Origin of the sequence: Burkholderia sp. AU16741, assembly GCF_002223345.1 — a bacterium.
GTDB classification, from domain to species: Bacteria; Pseudomonadota; Gammaproteobacteria; order Burkholderiales; family Burkholderiaceae; genus Burkholderia; species Burkholderia sola.
Window position 1 is genome coordinate 1,637,895 of record NZ_NKEZ01000003.1, and the last position, 19,276, is coordinate 1,657,170.

Consider the following 19,276-nt stretch of genomic DNA (forward strand, 5'->3'; position numbering starts at 1 on the left):
CGCGGCTCGCAAGGGTCGAATCATGCACTCCCCTGAGGCCCCGCTGCCCCGCTTTTCGGCAACGGGAAATTCGAAATCAGAAATCGTTGGTTGGGGCGCGCGCAAAGCCTGTCCGAACTGAAGGACGCGGCATCGGCCGCCGTGCTGTGCCGGTGGGCCGACCGGCCCGAGCCGTCTATGCGCGGTTGCGCAGCGATTGCCCGTATGCGGAATGCCGAAAGATCTGGCTCGACGGCGGCCATATCGACGCGCGGCCGGATCTGACACTGGACGGCGTGGAAGCGCTCGGCTACGGCGTGCGCTTCCTGTTCGGCGGCGGCCATGCACGCGGCATTTATCCGTGGCCGCAGCTGGGGGATCTCGCGTAGCGGCGACGACGCGGCTTCCACGCTCGCGCGGGCCACATGGCAAGCATGCGAAAACGCTGCGATACTGACGCCCAAAATCGTCGCCACCTACCGTGGGAGCCGCACCATGCAAACCGCAGTCGGATTCATCGGCCTTGGCGTGATGGGCACGCCGATGGCGCTCAATCTCGCACGAGCCGGCACGCCGCTCGTCGTGTGGAGCCGTTCGCACGGCAACGACGACGCGCTGCGCGACGCCGGCGCACGCGTGGCCGAGGACATCGACGACGTGTTCGTGTCCTGTCGCACCGTGATCCTGATGCTCGCGAACGACGCGGCGATCGATGCCGCCCTCGCGCGCGGCACACCTGGTTTTGCCGCCCGGGTCGGCAGGCACACGATCGTCAACATGGGCACGAATGCGCCCGAATACTCGCACGCGCTCGCCGATGACATCGCCGCCGCGTCGGGCCGTTACGTCGAGGCGCCGGTGTCGGGCTCGCGCAAGCCGGCCGAAGCCGGGCAGCTCGTCGTGATGCTGGCGGGCGCATCGGACGACGTCGATGCCGTCCGTGCGCTCGTGAAGCCGCTGTGCCGCGACAGCTTTCTGTGCGGCGACGTGCCGTCGGCGCTGACGATGAAGCTCGCCGTCAACCTGTTCCTGATCACGATGGTCACCGGTCTCGCCGAAGCCACGCATTTCGCGCAACGCCACGGTATCGACCTCGCGCGCTTCGCCGACGTGCTGAATGCCGGGCCGATGGCCAGCGACGTGTCGCGCGTGAAGCTCGGCAAGCTCGTCTCGGAAGATTTCTCGGTGCAGGCCGCGATCACCGACGTGCTGAAGAATGCGCGCCTCGTCGCCGAATCCGCGCGCGGCATCGGCATCGCGTCGCCGCTGCTCGACATCTGCCATGCGCTTTACGGCGAGACCGAGCAGGCCGGACATGGCGCGGCCGACATGGTCGCGGTGATTCGTGCGCTCGAACGGCGTACCGGGGACGCGCGATGAGCGGCATGCACGCTCACGCATTCGTTAGCACCGATGGGTAGGCGAACCATGTCCGCGACTGGCAACGCCGTGCCCTTGCACCCCGTTCCCGCCGTGATCGGCGTCGTGCTGCGCGAACGCGACGTGCTGCTCGTGCGCCGCGCGAATCCGCCCGATGCTGGCTGCTGGGGCTTTCCCGGCGGCAAGATCGAGCCGGGCGAGCCGCTCGCGGATGCGGTCGTGCGCGAGGTCGCGGAAGAAACGACGATCGACGTGGAGGCGCTGGACGCCTTTACCGCGCTGGATGCGTTCGATTACGATGCGCACGGCGCCGTGCGCCAGCATTTCATCATGGTCGCGGTGCTGTGCCGATGGCTGCACGGCACGCCGGCCGCCGGCGACGATGCGCTCGACGCGCACTGGTTCGGGATCGACGAACTCGACCGCGACGATTTGCCGATGAGCGCGGGCGTGCGCGATGTCGCTCGGCGGGCGATGGAGCGGGCTGCAGCGCTGGAGCACGCGCGGCGGCCATCCGACTGATACATCGCCGTCGCTTGCGCATCCCCGCGACGCGTTCGCTCCGTCATGGAGCCGCCCCCCCGCCGAGCGCCGGATCACCACACATCAAACCATGATCAGAATTCGACAATCCACCAAGGCCGACGGCACACGCGTGCTGGATATCTGGCGCACCGCCGTCGACGCCACGCACCACTTCCTGAGCGACGACGACCGTCGCGCGATCGAATCCGAAGTCGTCGCGTTTTTGCCGGGCGCACCGCTCGATCTGGCCGTCGACGAGCGCGATCGCGCGATCGGCTTCATGCTGCTCGACGGCAACCACATGGAAGCGCTGTTCGTCGATCCCGCGCACCATCGCGCGGGAGTCGGGCGGTTGCTCGTCGAAGAAGCGCTCAAGCGCCATCCCCACCTGTCCACCGACGTCAACGAACAGAACGAAGCGGCGGCGGGATTCTATGAACGGCTCGGATTCGAGCGCTGCGGGCGATCGGATCTGGATGGACAAGGACGACCGTATCCGCTGATTCACCTTCGTTATCGCGGAGGTGGTCGGGACTGAGCCGGAATCCGGGCAGGAACGGGCACGGCAGCGGGCGGCCGCATGCGCTGAAACGACACCGCCCTTGCGGTATCGCGATTATCCCGACGCGTTGCCGGTCGTCAGCGGCCAGCGTTCCAACACGTCGTAGTACGACTTGCCGAGCCAGCTATCGATCAGGACGAAGTCGAACACAGTCCAAGTAATCGGCTCGATCCGATACTCGTCGGGCCTCTGTGCGCCATACAGCAGCGTCACGTGCGGAGTGAAACCCGTGGGAAGCATGCTCAACCCCGCCTCCTGTTTCAGCGCACGTCGCAACTGCCGTCGAAAGTCGATCAAGTTTTCCAGACCGGCCCGCCCCACCAGCACCAGCGGCTGATGACCGGCCCGCCCGTTGAAGCTGATGATCTTGTCGAACCTCACGGAGAAAGACGGCACATCCATGCGGTCCGCGACCGCGCGGGCCCGCGCAAGCGTAGCGCCCGGCACATAAGCGAAGTCGCCTAGCGAACCCAGCGTGATGTGCAGACGCTCGGTGCCCACCGGCCTGTCCTTCTCCAGCCGCATGCTTTCGGCCAGGCCGGCAATGCGCGCCGCCGTGGCCGGGTCCGGCATCACGGCGAAAAAGAAGCGGTGCACGGGAACCGGCGGCGGCGCCTCGAATCCGGGGAGCATCAGTTGAGTCACGGCGGCATGTCCGACAGGCCTGGAGCGAGATTTTCATTATCGTCAATCGGAAGCCTGCTCGCTTGCCGCTCGACGAATCCGCCGTTCGCGCGCCCGAAGATGCTACCCTCTCGGCCACACTCGACACCCTCTGATGACGCTCCCGAATTCAACCATGCAAACCGTCGCGGTACTGGACTTCGAAACAACCGGGCTGTCGCCGAATCTCGGCGACCGCGCCACCGAAATTGCCGTCATCCTGCTGCGCGACGGGCAAGTCGTCGACCGTTTCCAGAGCTTGATGAATGCCGGCAGACGTATCCCGTCCGATGTGGTCGCGCTCACCGGCATCACGAACGACATGATTGCGACGGCGCCGCCGGCGTCCGAAGTCATGAAGGAGGCGGCGGCGTTCGTCGGCAAGCATGCGGTCGTGGCCCACAACGCCGGTTTCGACAAGCGCTTCTGGCAGTCGGAACTGGGGATGCTCGGCATGTCGGCCGACCATGCGTTTGCGTGCACGATGCTGGTGGCGAGACGGATCTACCCAGACGCGCGGAGTCACCGTCTGTCAAGCCTCGCCGAGATGCTGCGGCTGCCGCAAACGGGCCGTGCGCACCGCGCGATGGTCGATGCCGAGATGGCTGGGCATCTGTGGTGCCGGTTGCAGCAGGATATTTCGCGGACTTATGGGCTGGATCGAATCGATCACGCGCTGATGTCGCGGGTGCAGGCGACGACCAAGGCGAAAGTGCCGATGTATTTGCGGTCGCTGGGGCGTGCGCATGCGTGACGCATCCGGCCCCCGGAACGGAAAACACGAGGGCGCACCGACTGACTTGACGCATTAACGCAAAACGGCCCGGCAATGAATTGCCAGGCCGCTTCTTGCCTCCGCGTGAGCCGGGCAGCAAGCCAACCGAACCGGCAATCCGCTTGCGAACTATCGTGACATCGACCGATCCACGACGACACAAGCGCCGTAGTCGACCGCCCTGCGCGAAGAGGCCGAGCCGACCGGCCTGCTGCGCGTCGCCTGTCGGGTCGTCGGCCGGTGACGACGATTAGCCTTCGATCTTCATGATTGCGCCCCTCCCACCTTGTCCTGCGTCGCCGTATCAAAATCGCTTGCAGCGTGACGCTCCCGAAGCTGCCCGGCAGGGTCACCGCTCGTCCGGTTCACCATGCGGCCACGTCTTACTGCCGGCCGCGCGAGAAGCATGTCGGCCCAGCGTCGAATGTTCGTGTAGTCCTGCACGGACAGGAATTCCGCCGCACCGTATTGCCAGCCTTTGACAAGGCCGCCGTACCACGGGAACACCGCGATATCGGCGATGGTGTAATCGTCACCGGCGAGATATTCATTGCCGGCAAGCTGCCGGTCGAGCACATCGAGCTGGCGCTTCACCTCCATTGCGAAACGGTCGATCGCATACTCGATCTTCGTTGGCGCATAGGCGTAGAAGTGGCCGAAGCCGCCACCCAGGTATGGCGCGCTGCCCATCTGCCAGAACAGCCAGTTGAGCGTCTCGGTGCGTGCCGCCACGTCTTTCGGAAGGAACGCCCCGAACTTCTCGGCCAGATACAGCAGGATCGAGCCCGACTCGAACACGCGGACAGGCTTCGGCCCACTGCGATCCAGCAGCGCGGGGATCTTCGAGTTCGGATTGATGTCCACGAAGCCGCTGCCGAACTGCTCACCCTCGCCGATCCTGATCAACCAGGCGTCATACTCGGCCCCGGAAAAGCCGGCTGCGAGCAGTTCCTCCAACAGGATCGTGACCTTTACGCCATTGGGCGTGCCCAGCGAATAAAGCTGAAGCGGATGACGCCCGACAGGCAGCACCTTTTCATGCGTCGGCCCGGCGACCGGTCGGTTGATGTTCGCGAAGGTGCCGCCGCTGGGTTTGTTCCAGGTCCAGACCTTCGGGGGAATATAGTCGAATGAATCAGCCATGCAGTTCTCCGTAACGGCTCAGTGCAGGCTCAGGCAACCAGCGGATAATTGGACGGGAAAAGCGCGCGACGAGTCTCTTCGTCGTTGACCTTTTTGAACTCGTGGTCCTTGCCGACTGCTCTGGCGCGGGCCGCTGCCGGACGTGCATCGACTGTTTCGAACAACCGCTTGAGGTTAGGAAACGCCCCCAGCGGATCGTCGGCCCCCTTGAGCACGCGCGACGCGCGATCGAGCCATCCCCAGGCCGAGATGTCCGCGATCGTATATGTCTCGCCGACGATGTACGTCCGCCCTTCCAGATGGTCGTTCAGAACCTGGTAGTGGCGCTCTACCTCACGTCGATAGCGGTTCACCGCATAATCGAGTCCCTCGGGCGCGGCGAACTGGAAGTGCACCGCCTGGCCCGAAAATGGTCCTAGACCGGAAGCCAGGAACAGGAGCCACGAAAGCAGCTCGGGCCTGTCCTCCCGTACGCCCTGCAATTTGCCGGTCTTCTCCGCCAGATAGAGCAGGATCGCCGTGGAGTCGAACACGCGCGCTTCCTTGCCGCCCGGCCCGTCTGTATCGACGATGGCGGGCACCTTGCCGTTGGGGTTGATCGCGCGGAATGGCGGCGTGTGCTGTTCTCCCTTGCTCGTATCGATGGGGACCATCTCGTAGGAAAGACCCGTCTCCTCGAGAAACAGGGCAATCTTGGCCGGATTTGGCGTGGGGTGGAAGTAAAAGCGGATCATGGCGGTACCTTCAGGTTTGCGAATGGGTTGATGCACGCCGGACTGCTGCAATGCGCGCGGGCGCGGGCCTGGAAGCGAGCAGCACACCGAAAACGATGACGACGATCGACACCCCTTCAGCCGGCGACGGCGTTTCGCCGAGAACGGGTATGGCGAGAACCGAGGCGACAGCAGGAAGCAGCGCGATGACAGCGGTGGCAGCCGAAGAGCCGAGCAGGGAAACGGCGCGGTTATAGGTGATGAGCGCGACGCCACTCATCAGCACGCCTTGATAAAGCGCCTGCGTGGCGATCTCGCCCCGGGAGGCAAGGCTGAACCGGCTGAGGCCGAGGAACAGATAGACTGGAAGATAAAGCGCCATCGACCAGAGGCAGATCAGAGCGGCGGACTGGATCGGTGTCAGGCCGCTGCGTCGGAACAGCAGCGTATAGATGGCCCACATCGCGGCAGCGGCCGTCAGTGCAAAGATGCCAAAAGGATTGGGTTTGCCATGGACTGCTACACCGGCACCCACCAGGCAAACGAGCCCGGCAATGATCGCCGCATAGCCGATCCAGCGCGACCTTCCCTGCTGCTCACGCAGGAAACCCCAGCCGAACACGCCGGCGAAGACCGGCATCAACGTCGGCGCGACAGACGCGGCCTGAGCCGCAGAAGTCAATTTCAACCCGAGCGCGACGAGCAGTACGAAAGGCACGCCCCACAACACCGCAAATATCAGCCCCTCGCCCCAGGCGGCGGCAGACAGCCGGGAGCCCCGGCGCACGACAGTTGGCGCGAGAAGGATGGCGCCAATGCCGAACCTGAGCGCGGCAATGTCCCAGATGCGAAGCTCGCGGGTGACACCGAGCCGTGTCACGACAAACCAGCCCGAGAAAATCATGACCGTGAGCGCTGCCCAGGCGAACCCCGACAGTCGTATGCGTGAGGCTTTTCGCTGCGCCTGCTCAGGGTCGACGGCCGCCGCGACCGATACCTTGCCGCTTGTCATCGATCAGGCCGGTAGAAGCGCTTTGAGGGCAGCGAGAATCGCATCCGGTTCGAGACGGCTGCGGTAATCGACGTCGATACCGGCGAGCACAACGCGCCGACCCGGGGCAATCACATAGGTGGCGGGAACGGGCAACTCCCAGCTCCCGTCGCCATTGATCGCAGGCAATGCCTTGTTGTTCGAGCGCAGTGCCTCACGCAGGTCCTCCGGCAGCGCATAAACGAGCCCGAAGCGGCGCGCGACGGAATTACCTGCATCGCTCAGGACATCGAAGGTTAGCGTGTTTGTTTGCGCAGTGGTCAGCGAACCGTCGGGCAGTTGCGGCGAGATCGCGACCAGCCGGGCGCCCAGCGCGGCCATCTCGGGAAGGATCGCCTGATACGCCCGCAACTGGATATTGCAGTAGGGGCACCATCCGCCGCGGTAAAACGTAACCACGACGGGTCCGTGCTGCAACAGACCGGAAAGCGAGATCCGATTGCCATGTACGTCCGGTAGCGAAAAGTCCGGCGCTTCATCGCCCGTTCCGATTGCCTTGTCCAGCGCGAACCTGGCACGCAGCTCGTCGATCCTGGCCTCGTAGAGCGCGACGCGCCCGGATGGCGCAGTGCGCGCAAACTCCGCCCTGAAGCTGTCCAGTTGCTCCTGCAGTCCCATGACTCTGCTCCTCCACGCGAGGCTTCCACGGGGCACGACGCGCCCACGGCTATATTCAGGTCCGCCCTTTTCGTTTTAGAACGTACATTCTATAATCGCTCATCGCGGCGAAGTTGGCAAGCTCGCTGCGCCATGATGGATTCAGGTGACAGAAATGGCGAGACCAAGGGAATTTGACGAAGAAGCAGTGCTGGACGCAACGGTCCAGTGCTTCTGGAGGTTCGGCTACGAGGCGACGTCGGTGAAAGATCTCACCGGCGAAACAGGTCTCACCGCCGCAAGCCTTTACAATGCGTATGGAGACAAGCGCGGCCTGTTCCAGGCAGCGCTCGATCGCTACGTAAGCGAAAGCATAGGCAACCGCATACGACGGTGCGAAGTGCTCCCTCCCCTTGAAGCGATCCACGCGTTCTTCGACGAGATCCTGCGCCGCTCGTTGAACGATCGCCAGCATAAGGGTTGCATGCTCGTGAATTCGGCCCTGGAGATGGCACCGCACGATGCTCAGTTCCAGAAGATCATCGCGGGCGTTCTTACCCGTATCGAAGGCTTTTTTCTCGGGTGCATCAGGACAGGTCAGCTCGACGGGACCATTACGCCATCGCAGCCGGCCGCAGTCCTCGCCCGGCATCTGCTCGGCGTTCTGATGGGCGTTCGCGTCCTGGCGCGCGTTCGTCCGGAAAAAGCGCTGCTGGAAGGGGTGATTGCGCCAGCGCTCGCCCAGCTTGTGCCGCCCGAGGACGGGCGGAACTGAAGCGCCATGCAAGATGAGTGCTTTCAGGTAGGCAATTGCACACCCCGCACAAGGGAAAGCCGGGCGCACAGTTCAGCAATGCGCGTGGCGAGGCTTCCACACTGAATTCTGCGTAGCGCTTTGCCCGGATCGGCGACAACAACAAACGGCAACTCGGCAACGAAAGGCCGCCATTCATCCGCGCCTGAATGGAACACCGCGACTTCCAGAATACCGCCCGACGCGATCTCGTCGTGCCGTTGCGCGATCGGGTGCAGATGAGATTGATCTGCCTCCGCAAACAGGGCTGGCCGGAGTCGGGTAACGTTCGTTTTCGGAGCAGAAGACGGACATGAAGAAGCTCCAGACCGCCTATCTAGCTGATCGATTGCCAGGCCCGGCAGGTAGGTGGCTGCTGGAGCGCTTCCAACGTGCCTGATCGCTGCGGCAAATCAGCAAGGAATGGGAATACCCTTACAGCGTTGCGCAATCTGCGCCTGATTGGCGACGCTGTTGTCGTTCGCACGCCAGGGTTTGGGATTGGCCTCCGTGGCTGACCTGGACGCCACCGAGGTTTCCTCCGGTATTTTGACGGCTTTACCGTCAGGTTTTACCGTCAGGGATCAGGAGACCTGTTGATGCCCGGAAAGCCGCGTAAAACAAGCTTTCCTGAGAAGACTTTTACCGTCAAAGACGGTAAAAGTCTGAATAGTGAACGAGAATGTCTTAATCCGGCCTCGATTTTTACCGTCAACTCTACCGCCAACTTGTTTTGCTGGCCGCCGATAGCCACCGATAGATGCCGCGACGTATTTTTTTGAAAATCAACACGTTACTGCATTTTTTCGATAGCTGACGATAGTCCCCGCAGGACCCGATTTCACTCCCACTCAATCGTCGCCGGCGGCTTCCCCGAGATGTCGTACACCACGCGATTGATCCCGCGCACCTCGTTGATGATCCGATTCGACGCACGGCCGAGCAGCGCATACGGAAGATGCGCCCAATGCGCAGTCATGAAGTCGGTCGTCTGCACCGCGCGCAGCGACGTCACGTAGTCGTACGTCCGCCCATCGCCCATCACGCCGACCGACTTGACGGGCAGGAACACCGCGAACGCCTGGCTCGTGAGGTCGTACCAGCTCTTGCCGACATCGGCCTCGCCGCACAGGCCGGCAGCCGCATCCTGCGCGGTCGCGGTCGTGTTGCGCAGTTCCTCGATGAAGATCGCGTCCGCGCGACGCAGCAGGTCCGCGTACTCGCGCTTCACTTCGCCGAGGATCCGCACGCCGAGGCCCGGACCCGGGAACGGATGGCGGTAAACCATCTCCGGCGGCAGGCCGAGCGCGACGCCCAGCTCGCGCACTTCGTCCTTGAACAGGTCGCGCAGCGGCTCGAGCAGCTTCAGGCCGAGCGTTTCCGGCAAGCCACCGACGTTGTGGTGGCTCTTGATCGTCGTCGCCTTCTTCGTCTTCGTGCCGCCCGATTCGACCACGTCCGGGTAGATCGTGCCCTGCGCGAGCCACTTCGCCTTCGACAGCTTCTTCGCCTCGGCCTGGAACACCTCGACGAACTCGCGGCCGATGATCTTGCGCTTCGCTTCCGGATCGGTCACGCCGGCCAGATGGCCAAGGAACTGGTCGGACGCGTCGACGTGCACGACCTTCGCATGCAGGCGGCCCTCGAACATGTCGAGCACCATCTTGCCTTCGTTCAGGCGCAGCAGGCCGTGATCGACGAACACGCACGTCAGCTGATCACCGATCGCGCGATGGATCAGCGCCGCGGCGACGCTCGAATCGACGCCGCCCGACAGGCCGAGAATCACTTCCTCGTCACCGACCTGCTCGCGGATCTTCGCGACGGCTTCCTCGATGTGGTTCTTCATGATCCAGTCGGGCTTCGCGCCGGCGATCTGCAGCACGAAGCGCTCGATGATCTGGCGGCCCTTCACCGTGTGCGTGACTTCCGGATGGAACTGCACCGCGTAGTAGCCGCGCACCTCGTCGGCCATGCCGGCGATCGGGCAGCTCGGCGTCGACGCCATCAGTGCGAAGCCCGGCGGCAGCTCGGCTACCTTGTCGCCGTGGCTCATCCAGACCTTCAGCATCCCGTGGCCTTCGGCCGTCGTGAAATCCTCGATGCCGTCGAGCAGGCGCGTATGGCCGTGCGCACGCATTTCCGCGTAGCCGAATTCGCGATGGTCGCTCCACTCGACCTTGCCGCCAAGCTGCACGGCCATCGTCTGCATGCCGTAGCAGATGCCGAGCACCGGCACGCCGAGATCCCACACGGCCTGCGGCGCGCGCAGCTGGTGGTCTTCGTACGTGCTCGCGTGGCTGCCCGACAGGATCACCGCCTTCGGCGCGAACTCGCGGACGAAGTCGTCGGACACATCGTTCGGATGGATTTCGCAATAGACGTGCGCTTCACGCACGCGGCGCGCGATCAGTTGGGTGACTTGCGAACCGAAGTCGAGAATCAGGATTTTGTCGTGCATGGCTGCGGACGGGATGAAGAGAATAAGAAAAGCAGCGCACGAGGCGCTGCGTCAAAAGCATGGGCAGCGGCGTCGGGCGGCAGGCGGCTCGCGCGACGCATCGCCGGTCAATTCTGCGACGGCGGACGCGCGTCGAATGCGACGCTGCCTGACGCGCGCTCGGAAGCGGCCGACGGGGCTGCCGTGGCCGGCGCCGAAGGCGCCACCGGACGGCCGGCGACCGGCTCGACCCGCGGCTGCACGGCGGAGGCCGGCGCCGGTTCGACCGGACGCTGCGCGCCCCGGCTTTCGAGCGCCTGCGCCCTGTCGGCCCTTTCGCGCCGCCGTACGGCCGATGCGAGCCGCACGCCGCCGAGGCCGAGCAGGATCAACGCGACCCCGGCCACCGCCGACAACACCCGGCCCGCGGCCGCGAGCGCGGGCCCGCTGCCGGTGCCGAGAGACCACACGATCGTCAGCACGCCGGTCAGCCAGTTCACATGGCCGACGGCCCGTGCGACGGGCGCCGTGAGGTCGCCGTTGAACGCCGCATGAAACGCGAGCCACGCGAGCCCGAGCAGCGCGATACCGAACGCCTGACCGAGCATCGCCGGCTGAATGTTCGCCAGTTGCAGCGCGTTGAACAGCGCCTGCCAGGGCGTCAGCACGAATAGCACGCCGAACGCCAGCAACAGCACGGCATCGACGATCAGCACGGCTCGCAGCAGCGGTTTCATCGGCGATCAGTCCACGTGGTAGTTCGGCGCTTCCTTCGTGATCTGCACGTCGTGCACGTGCGACTCGCGCATGCCCGCCGCGGTGATCTGGACGAATTCGGCCTTCTCGTGCAGCTCGTCGATCGTCTTGCAGCCGCAGTAGCCCATGCTCGCGCGCACGCCGCCGACCAGCTGGAACAGGATCGCGTTGACCGAACCCTTGTACGCGACGCGGCCTTCGATGCCTTCCGGCACGAGCTTGTCGATGTTCGCCGAGTTGTCCTGGAAGTAGCGGTCTGCCGCGCCGTCCTTCATCGCACCGACCGAACCCATGCCGCGATACGACTTGTACTGGCGGCCCTGGTACAGGAACACGTCGCCCGGCGCCTCTTCGGTGCCCGCCAACATGCTGCCCATCATCACGGCATTCGCGCCGGCCGCGAGGGCCTTGGACACGTCGCCCGAGAAGCGCACGCCGCCGTCGGCGATGCACGGCACGCCGGTGCCCTTCAACGCTTCCGCGACGTTCGCGATCGCGCTGATCTGCGGCACGCCGACACCCGCGACGATCCGCGTCGTGCAGATCGAGCCCGGGCCGATACCGACCTTGACCGCGTCCGCGCCGTATTCGACGAGCGCCTTCGCGGCGGCGGCCGTCGCGATGTTGCCGCCGATCACCTCGACGTGCGGGAAGTTCTGCTTGACCCAGCGCACGCGCTCGAGCACGCCCTTGCTGTGACCGTGCGCGGTGTCGACGACGATCACGTCGACGCCGGCCTGCACCAGCAGTTCGACGCGTTCCTCGTTGTCGGGACCGACGCCGACCGCCGCGCCTGCGCGCAGCTTGCCGTGTTCGTCCTTGCACGCGTCCGGGTGCTCGGTCTGCTTCGTGATGTCCTTGACGGTCATCAGGCCGCGCAGTTCGAACGCATCGTTGACGACCAGCACGCGCTCGAGACGGTGGCTGTGCATCAGCGCCTTCGCTTCGGCGAGCGGCGTGCCTTCCTTGACCGTGACGAGGCGCTCGCGCGGCGTCATGATCGACTTGACCGGCTCGTCGAGGCGCGTTTCGAAACGCAGGTCGCGGTTCGTGACGATGCCGACGAGCTGCGGGCCTTCGACGACCGGAAAGCCCGAGATGCCATGCTGGCGCGACAGCGCGATCACGTCGCGCACCTTCATTTGCGGCGGCACCGTGATCGGGTCGCGGACGACGCCCGACTCGAAACGCTTGACCTTCGCGACTTCGCGGGCCTGTTCGGCCGGCGTGAGGTTCTTGTGGACGATACCGACGCCACCCTGCTGCGCCATCGCGATCGCGAGGCGACCTTCGGTGACCGTGTCCATCGCGGCGGACACGAGCGGCATGTTCAGGGAGATGTTGCGGGTCAGCTTGGTCTTGAGGCTGGTGTCGCGCGGGAGAACGTCGGAGAAGGCGGGAACGAGGAGCACGTCATCGAAAGTGAGTGCTTTTTGGATCAGACGCATGGCAAATCCTATGGGCGCAAAAGCGAATTATACGCGAAGCGCCGTGAATTTTCACAACACGAACAACGGCTTAGCCGGTTTCGGCCGTTCGGGGGCCGAATCGTTCGGATCGCCGTTCGGTTCGTTTTCGATCGCTTTTCGTTTCACGGCCGCGTCGAACCATTCGCGCAACCCGCGGCCGGGAGGCGCGTGCACGTGTCGTGGCGAGGCCACACGTGCGCGACGACAGCCGCCGCGCACGGCCGGCGACACACCGCCGAAGCGGCGTGCCTGCCCGCCTCATGCCAGCCCGGCCGCGCCGGCGATCATCGCCATGCCGGCCACTACCACTGCGCAACCGATGATCCGCGCGACGCGGCCGCCGGCCGGCGCCATGCGCTCGGCGGCGATTGCCACCGCGACCGCGGCCATCACGCGCAGATCCATCATGCCGGCCGCCAGCGCGACCACCATCAGGTTGGCGCAACACGCGCCGCATCGGATCGCGGCGTGCACGCCGTACCGCCATGCCGTGAAGGCCGCCGCTCGCGGCCAGTGCCCGCCGTGCGCCGCCTCATGCCGGCAGCATGCGAGCCGGCGCGCCTTCCACCCGGAGAATTGCAGCGTGCCCGCGGCCAGCACGACGGCGCCGGCCGCGAACGGGATCCCCCGGGCGAGCGCCGGCAGCCGGGCGGCGGCCGTCGTCAGTGCGACGCCGGCCGGAAACACGAGCGCGCCGAGCGCGATCCAGACCGAGAAATATGCGACCCCAGCGACGACGACGAGCCAGGCCGACCGCGCCGTCCGCGCACCGATGCGCTGTCGGTAATGCCAGAGCTGCGGCGCGAACACGGGCAGCATCATCGTCACCGTCATCGCGCCCCACATTTCGGCGAACGCCACGAACGCGCGGCCGGCGCCCTGCCCGCACGGCCGCAGCCAGGCGGTCGACGCCATCCAGCCGCCGGGCATCGGTTCGCCGCCCATCGCCGCCATCGACGCGTGCTGCGCCAGCAACGCCATCGCGGCGACCGCGAACACGGCCGCGACCGCCGCGCCGAACGCCCGCGGATCGGGGGCCGTCTCGCCGGTTGCCAGCCCGCTCGTCGTTCGTGCCATCGCGCGCTCTCGCCCGTCGCCGGCCCGCTCAGCCGCGCGCGTACTCGTCGTGACGACGCCACCACGGCCCGGCCTCGTTGCGACCGTGCGGCGCGCGATCGAGCCACTGGTACATCCCCCACAGCCCATCGAGGCCGCGCGCGTAGGTCGAATACGTGTGATAGACGGCGCCGTCCTCGCGCACGAACGCGCTCATCCCCGGCCGGTCGAGCGAATACGTGGCCGCATCGGTACCGCACGTGGCCGCGAACTGCACGACGGGCGCCGGCGGAGGATCCATGTCCATCGCATGGCCGGCCCGCGCATAGTTGTATTCGACGTCGCCCGCGCGCCGCTGCGTTTCGGTGAACGACACGTTGAAGTCGAAGTTGAAATCGCTGCCGACCGACGACGCCCACGGGAACGTCCACCCCATCCGCTGCCGGTACGCGAGCAGTTTCGCGAGCGGCGCGCGCGACACGGCCGCGAGCGTCACGTCGTGGTGCGCCAGATGCACGGCGAAGCCGTCGAAGCCGTCGGCGAGCGCCGAGCACGACGGGCAGCCTGCCTTGTAGTCGGGGCCGAACATGAAGTGATAGACGAGCAGTTGCGAACGGCCGCGAAACAGGTCGTCGAGCGTCGCGCGCCCTTCCTCGGTATCGAACCGGTAAGTCTTGTCGACGCGCACCCACGGCAGCGCCTGGCGCCGCCGCGCGAGTTCGTCGCTTTGCCGCGTCAGCGCCTTTTCCGCGTCGAGCAGCGCGCGGCGTTCGGCCAGCCATTCGTCGCGGGTTCCGGTGAGATGGGTCGTCATTGCGTGTTCCTCCTTCCGATGGGTATCCGGGCACGGCGGACGGGGCCGTGTGCGTGGTGCTAGATTAGTGCCGGGTTTCGGACCGAAGGGAGTGACAAGTGTGGCGGGATTCGGATGGATTCGCTGATCACTGCGGCCGCACGCGCGCTCGCGGCCGGTGACGCGCTCGGCGCGTTGAACCGCGTCGCGCTGCGCGACGATGCGCCGGCGCTCGCGCTGCGCGGCATCGCGCTCGCGCAGCTCGGCGATTTCGAACGCGCGCGTTCGCTCGTGCGCGCCGCCGCCCGCGCGTTCGGCGCAAAGGAAGCGGTCGCACGGGCGCGCTGCGTCGTCGCGGAAGCCGAGATCGCGCTCGCGTCGCGCGACCTGCACGGGCCGACGCGCGCGCTCGATGCGGCCCGCACGACGCTCGACGCGCACGGCGACCGCGCGAACGCCGCGCATGCGCGCTATCTCGGCATGCGCCGCTTGCTGCTGATCGGCCGTCTCGACGAGGCCGAGCGGCTGCTCGCGCACCTCGATCCCGCGCCGCTGCCGCCCGCGTCGCGCGCCGCCCACGAGCTGATCGCGGCCGGCATCGCGATGCGCCGCATCCGCACGCACGCGGCCCGTGCGGCGCTTGCCCGTGCGCGGACAGCCGCCCGCGCCGCCGGCATCGCCGCGCTGACGGCCGAGGTCGACACCGCCGCGCGCGTGCTCGACGCGCCGGCCGCGCGGCTCATCGCGCGCGGCACGTCGCGGCTCGTGCCGCTCGACGAAGTCGAAACGCTGTTCGAGTCGAATGCGCTGGTCGTCGACGCATGCCGCTACACGGTGCGCGATGCGCGCACGACCGTGTCGCTCGCGCGGCGTCCGGTGCTGTTCGTGCTCGCCCGGGCGCTCGGCGAAGCGTGGCCGGCCGACGTGTCGAGAAACGCGCTCGTCGCCGCCGCATTCCGCGCGAAACAGGCCGACGAATCGCATCGTGCGCGGCTGCGTGTCGAGATCGGGCGGCTGCGCGCGGTGCTGCGCCCGCTCGCGAACGTCGTCGCGACGCCGCGCGGTTTCGCGCTCGAACCGCTCGGCGTGCGCGAAACCGTCGTCCTCGCGCGCCCGGTCGACGATCGGCACGCGGCCGTGCTCGCGCTGCTCGCGGATGGCGAAGCATGGTCGAGCTCCGCGCTGGCGCTCGCGCTCGGCGCCAGCCAGCGCACCGTGCAGCGCGCGCTCGATGCGCTCGCGGAAGCCGGCAAGGTGCAGGCGCTCGGCCGCGGACGCGCGCGCCGCTGGATGACGCCGCCGCTGCCCGGATTCGCGACGACGTTGTTACTCCCGGTTGCGCTGCCGGGCGATTAGGATGGCCTCATCGAACGACGAGGTGACGAACATGAAACGCTCCACCGCAGACCTCCTTCACGAGTACGGCCCGTTTCCGGGCGTCGACGGCGTGCACGGCGTCACGTTCGACGGGCAGCACGTGTGGTACGCGTCCGGCGACAAGCTGAATGCGCTCGACCCCGAGCGCGGCACGATCGTCCGTTCGCTCGACGTCGCCGCGCACGCGGGCACCGCGTTCGACGGCCGCCACCTGTTCCAGATCGTCGACGACCGCATCGAGAAGATCGATCCCGAATCGGGCCACGTGCTCGCGACGATCCCCGCGCCCGGCGGCGGCGCCGATTCGGGGCTCGCGTGGGCGGAAGGCACGCTGTGGGTCGGCCAGTACAGCGCACGCAAGATTCATCAGGTGGATCCGCAGTCGGGCGCCGTGTTGCGCACGATCGAATCGAATCGCTTCGTCACCGGCGTGACGTGGGTCGACGGCGAGCTGTGGCACGGCACGTGGGAAGCCGACCGGAGCGACCTGCGACGCATCGATCCGCGCACGGGCGAAGTGCTCGAGCAGATCGACATGCCGGCCGGCGTCGGCGTCTCGGGGCTCGAATCCGACGGTCACGACCGCTTCTACTGCGGCGGCGGCAACAGCGGCAAGCTGCGTGCCGTGCGACGCCCCGCGCGCAAGCGTGCGGCCAGCGACGGCGCGGCGGCGACACCCGATTCGACAGAGGACTGATTCGCCGCGCGCCGAACCCGCTCGATGCGCCGCGCCATGCCGCGAGTGCAGGAATGAACAAGACGCCGCCGCGACGGCATCGCTAAGATGCGCGCACCTCGGTCATGTGTTCGGAGCGGTCGATGCAGCGCGGCGTGGTGTACGGTGTCCTGGCAGGCGCCCTGTGGGGCATGGTGTTTCTGGTTCCGCGGCTGCTGACCGATTTCTCGCCGCTGCTGCTGAGCGCCGGCCGCTACACGATGTACGGCCTCGTGTCGCTCGTGGCCGCCCTGCCGGCCGCCCGCTCGCTGCTTGCCCGGCTGACCCGCGAGGATCTCGTCGCCCTCGTGAGGCTCGCCGTCATCGGCAACGTCGCGTACTACATGCTGCTGTCCGGCGCCGTGCGCCTGATCGGCATCGCGCCCAGTTCGCTGATCGTCGGCGTGCTGCCCGTGACCGTCACGCTCGCGGGCCTCGGCGATCACGGCGCGATGCCGCTGCGGCGGCTCGCCGCCCCGCTCGCGCTGGTGATCGCGGGCATCGTCTGCATCAACGTCGATCTGTTTACGTCCGAAGCCGCGCACGCGACGACGCTCGCCCAAAAGCTCGCGGGCATCGCCTGCGCGGCGGGCGCGCTCGCGAGCTGGACCTGGTATGCGGTGGCGAACACGCGCTACCTGCAGCGCCATCACCGCTTCGGCGGCAACGAATGGTCGGTGCTGTGGGGTGTCGTGACGGGCCTGATCGGCGGGCTCTGCTGGCTCGCGATCCTCGCGCTGCCGGCCGGCACCGTGCAGGCGGCCGTGCCGGCATCGCGCTGGCAATTGTTCTGGCTGCTGAACCTCGCGCTCGCGATCGGCGCGTCGTGGCTGGGCAACGGGCTGTGGAACGCCGCGTCGAAGCGGCTGCCGCTGACGCTGTCGGGCCAGTTGATCGTGTTCGAAACCGTGTTCGCGATGCTGTACGCGTTCGTGTACGACCGGCGGATGCCGCATGCGCTCGAAATCGCCGCGCTCGTGCTGCTGCTCGCCGGCGTATACGGCTCGGTGCGCAAGCATGGCGACACGCCGGGCGGCGCACCGACAAACGCAAACGCCGCGGCCCACTGAGCGCCGCGGCGTTTGATCGGACGCGTCAGCGCGAACGACGCGTCAGCGCGCGTCCTTGTGCATCCACTTGCGGCCCTCGATCGAACCGTCGCGGCGGGACTTGTCGACGCGCCGCTGGCGCGCGAGCTTCGGATCGACGATCAGCGAACGGTAGATCTCGACGCGATCGTGATCGACGAGCGGCGCATCGAGCGGCGCGAGCTTGCCGTAGACGCCCGTCTTCGCGTGCACGAGATCGATCTCCGGGTGCAGCGCGAGCACGCCGCTCGCGTCGATGGCCGAGCGCACGGTCGCGCCTTCGGGCAACGACAGCGGAATCAGCGTCTGGCGGTCCGGCAGGGCATAGCAGACTTCGATCGACAGCATCGCGTCACCCCTTGCCGTAGCGCTGGTCCGCGCGCTTCACGAACGAATCGACGAACGTGTTCGCGATGTGGCTGAACACCGGCCCGATGATCTTCTCGAGCAGGATGCTCGAAAACTCGTAGTGCAGCGCGAATTCGATCTTGCACGCATCGGCGCGCAGCGGGATGAAGCGCCACGAACCCGTGAACTTCTTGAACGGTCCGTCCGCGAACTCCATGTCGATGCGCGTCGGCCGCTGCTGCGTGTTGCGCGTCGCGAAATGCTGCCTGATACCCTTGAAGTTGATGTCGATGCGCGCTTCCATCCCGCTTTCGTCCTGACGGCGAATCTCGACACCGCCGCACCAGGGCAGGAAATTGGGGTAGTCGGCCACGTCGGTGACGAGGTCGAACATCTGTTCCGCCGAGTGGCGGATCAATACGGTTTTCTGAACATCTGCCATAAATCGCGCGGCATCGCTGAAAGTGGGAAAGCCAAGCCGGGCGATTCCCGCCCCGCTTTGCTAAAATCGTGATTTTAAACGAGTTGGCCCGATCCTTTCATGAGCATCATCGACAACAGGAAAGCGCACTTCGATTATCACATCGAGGAACGCTACGAAGCGGGGCTCGTGCTGGAGGGCTGGGAAGTCAAGGCGCTGCGCGCCGGACGCGGCCAGATCAAGGAAGGCTACGTCGTGGTGAAGAACGCCGAGATCTTCCTGATCGGGACCCATATCAGCCCGCTGCCTGAAGCCTCGACGCACATCAAGCCCGACCCGGTTCGCACGCGCAAGCTGCTGCTGCACCGCGAGGAAATCAAGAAGCTGATCGGCAAGGTCGAGCAGCGCGGCTACACGCTCGTGCCGCTGAACTTCCACTACAAGGGCGGCCGCGTGAAATGCGACATCGCGCTCGCGAAGGGCAAGAAGCTGCACGACAAGCGCGAAACCGAGAAGAAACGCGACTGGGAACGCGAGAAGGCGCGCATCATGCGCGCCGGCACCTGACGCCCACCGCATTCATCGCAAACGACACGGCCCGCTCGAAGCGGGCCGTGTTGCTTTGGACTACC

General features: G+C 66.3%; 22 protein-coding genes. 10 read left to right on the plus strand and 12 right to left on the minus strand.

What is annotated here, in order from left to right:
* The first annotated feature begins 131 nt into the window (after nt 1-131).
* From CFB89_RS10010 to CFB89_RS10025, 4 genes are all read left to right on the plus strand, one after another.
* A complete protein-coding gene (locus CFB89_RS10010; RefSeq protein WP_373559860.1) occupies nt 132-368 on the plus strand; it encodes a gamma-butyrobetaine hydroxylase-like domain-containing protein in 237 nt (78 codons plus the stop codon).
* 106 nt (nt 369-474) lie between these two features.
* A complete protein-coding gene (locus tag CFB89_RS10015) occupies nt 475-1,359 on the plus strand; it encodes an NAD(P)-dependent oxidoreductase (RefSeq protein WP_089467702.1) in 885 nt (294 codons plus the stop codon).
* A gap of 48 nt (nt 1,360-1,407) precedes the next feature.
* A complete protein-coding gene (locus CFB89_RS10020; RefSeq protein WP_089467703.1) occupies nt 1,408-1,881 on the plus strand; it encodes an NUDIX hydrolase in 474 nt (157 codons plus the stop codon).
* Nucleotides 1,882-1,972: 91 nt separating this feature from the next.
* A complete protein-coding gene (locus tag CFB89_RS10025) occupies nt 1,973-2,422 on the plus strand; it encodes an acetyltransferase (protein WP_089467704.1) in 450 nt (149 codons plus the stop codon).
* A gap of 78 nt (nt 2,423-2,500) precedes the next feature.
* Here CFB89_RS10025 and CFB89_RS10030 read toward each other — a convergent pair whose 3' ends face one another.
* A complete protein-coding gene (locus CFB89_RS10030; RefSeq protein WP_256979633.1) occupies nt 2,501-3,091 on the minus strand; it encodes a 2'-5' RNA ligase family protein in 591 nt (196 codons plus the stop codon).
* A gap of 154 nt (nt 3,092-3,245) precedes the next feature.
* On the opposite strand from CFB89_RS10030, the gene CFB89_RS10035 reads away from it, so the two are divergent.
* Complete coding sequence (locus CFB89_RS10035; RefSeq protein WP_089467706.1) at nt 3,246-3,863, plus strand: PolC-type DNA polymerase III; 618 nt, start codon at nt 3,246-3,248, stop codon at nt 3,861-3,863.
* A gap of 285 nt (nt 3,864-4,148) precedes the next feature.
* Here CFB89_RS10035 and yghU read toward each other — a convergent pair whose 3' ends face one another.
* The 4 genes from yghU to CFB89_RS10055 are packed head-to-tail and all read right to left on the minus strand — an operon-like array spanning nt 4,149 to nt 7,409.
* On the minus strand, nt 4,149-5,027 hold the full coding sequence (gene yghU, locus CFB89_RS10040; protein WP_089467707.1) for a glutathione-dependent disulfide-bond oxidoreductase: 879 nt from the start codon (nt 5,025-5,027) through the stop codon (nt 4,149-4,151).
* Between the two features lie 29 nt (nt 5,028-5,056).
* On the minus strand, nt 5,057-5,761 hold the full coding sequence (locus CFB89_RS10045; protein WP_089467708.1) for a glutathione S-transferase family protein: 705 nt from the start codon (nt 5,759-5,761) through the stop codon (nt 5,057-5,059).
* 10 nt (nt 5,762-5,771) lie between these two features.
* Entirely contained in the window at nt 5,772-6,752 is a 981-nt protein-coding gene (locus CFB89_RS10050; RefSeq protein WP_089467709.1) for a DMT family transporter, read from the minus strand.
* Nucleotides 6,753-6,755: 3 nt separating this feature from the next.
* Complete coding sequence (locus CFB89_RS10055; protein ID WP_089467710.1) at nt 6,756-7,409, minus strand: peroxiredoxin-like family protein; 654 nt, start codon at nt 7,407-7,409, stop codon at nt 6,756-6,758.
* A gap of 154 nt (nt 7,410-7,563) precedes the next feature.
* Here CFB89_RS10055 and CFB89_RS10060 point away from each other — a divergent pair, with 154 nt between their 5' ends.
* Complete coding sequence (locus tag CFB89_RS10060) at nt 7,564-8,163, plus strand: TetR/AcrR family transcriptional regulator (protein ID WP_089467711.1); 600 nt, start codon at nt 7,564-7,566, stop codon at nt 8,161-8,163.
* A gap of 859 nt (nt 8,164-9,022) precedes the next feature.
* Here CFB89_RS10060 and guaA read toward each other — a convergent pair.
* The 5 genes from guaA to CFB89_RS10085 all read right to left on the minus strand — a co-directional run bounded on the left by guaA (nt 9,023) and on the right by CFB89_RS10085 (nt 14,716).
* Complete coding sequence (gene guaA / locus CFB89_RS10065; protein ID WP_089467712.1) at nt 9,023-10,642, minus strand: glutamine-hydrolyzing GMP synthase; 1,620 nt, start codon at nt 10,640-10,642, stop codon at nt 9,023-9,025.
* 107 nt (nt 10,643-10,749) lie between these two features.
* Nucleotides 10,750-11,358, minus strand: a complete 609-nt coding sequence (locus CFB89_RS10070) for a hypothetical protein (protein WP_089467713.1) — start codon at nt 11,356-11,358, stop codon at nt 10,750-10,752.
* 6 nt (nt 11,359-11,364) lie between these two features.
* Nucleotides 11,365-12,825 carry an IMP dehydrogenase gene (gene guaB / locus CFB89_RS10075; RefSeq protein ID WP_050012882.1) on the minus strand — a complete coding sequence of 487 codons (1,461 nt, stop codon included), beginning with the start codon at nt 12,823-12,825 and terminating at the stop codon, nt 11,365-11,367.
* Between the two features lie 279 nt (nt 12,826-13,104).
* Nucleotides 13,105-13,923 carry a DUF2182 domain-containing protein gene (locus CFB89_RS10080; RefSeq protein ID WP_089467714.1) on the minus strand — a complete coding sequence of 273 codons (819 nt, stop codon included), beginning with the start codon at nt 13,921-13,923 and terminating at the stop codon, nt 13,105-13,107.
* Between the two features lie 28 nt (nt 13,924-13,951).
* Entirely contained in the window at nt 13,952-14,716 is a 765-nt protein-coding gene (locus CFB89_RS10085; protein ID WP_089467715.1) for a DUF899 domain-containing protein, read from the minus strand.
* Between the two features lie 114 nt (nt 14,717-14,830).
* Between CFB89_RS10085 and CFB89_RS10090 the strand changes: the two genes are divergently transcribed.
* From CFB89_RS10090 to CFB89_RS10100, 3 genes are all read left to right on the plus strand, one after another.
* Nucleotides 14,831-16,051, plus strand: a complete 1,221-nt coding sequence (locus tag CFB89_RS10090) for a helix-turn-helix domain-containing protein (protein WP_089467716.1) — start codon at nt 14,831-14,833, stop codon at nt 16,049-16,051.
* A gap of 31 nt (nt 16,052-16,082) precedes the next feature.
* Nucleotides 16,083-16,769 carry a glutaminyl-peptide cyclotransferase gene (locus CFB89_RS10095; protein ID WP_089467980.1) on the plus strand — a complete coding sequence of 229 codons (687 nt, stop codon included), beginning with the start codon at nt 16,083-16,085 and terminating at the stop codon, nt 16,767-16,769.
* Between the two features lie 122 nt (nt 16,770-16,891).
* A complete protein-coding gene (locus tag CFB89_RS10100; RefSeq protein ID WP_089467981.1) occupies nt 16,892-17,857 on the plus strand; it encodes a DMT family transporter in 966 nt (321 codons plus the stop codon).
* 42 nt (nt 17,858-17,899) lie between these two features.
* Here the strand turns inward: CFB89_RS10100 and CFB89_RS10105 are convergent, their stop codons facing one another.
* Nucleotides 17,900-18,223: an RnfH family protein gene (locus CFB89_RS10105; RefSeq protein ID WP_089467717.1), complete on the minus strand. Its 324-nt coding sequence runs from the start codon at nt 18,221-18,223 to the stop codon at nt 17,900-17,902.
* Nucleotides 18,224-18,227: 4 nt separating this feature from the next.
* Nucleotides 18,228-18,665, minus strand: a complete 438-nt coding sequence (locus CFB89_RS10110) for a type II toxin-antitoxin system RatA family toxin (RefSeq protein ID WP_089467718.1) — start codon at nt 18,663-18,665, stop codon at nt 18,228-18,230.
* A 99-nt stretch (nt 18,666-18,764) separates the two neighbouring features.
* On the opposite strand from CFB89_RS10110, the gene smpB reads away from it, so the two are divergent.
* Nucleotides 18,765-19,211 (plus strand): SsrA-binding protein SmpB, encoded by a 447-nt coding sequence (gene smpB, locus CFB89_RS10115; RefSeq protein ID WP_006478511.1) that lies wholly within the window; start codon nt 18,765-18,767, stop codon nt 19,209-19,211.
* The last annotated feature ends 65 nt before the right edge of the window (nt 19,212-19,276 follow it).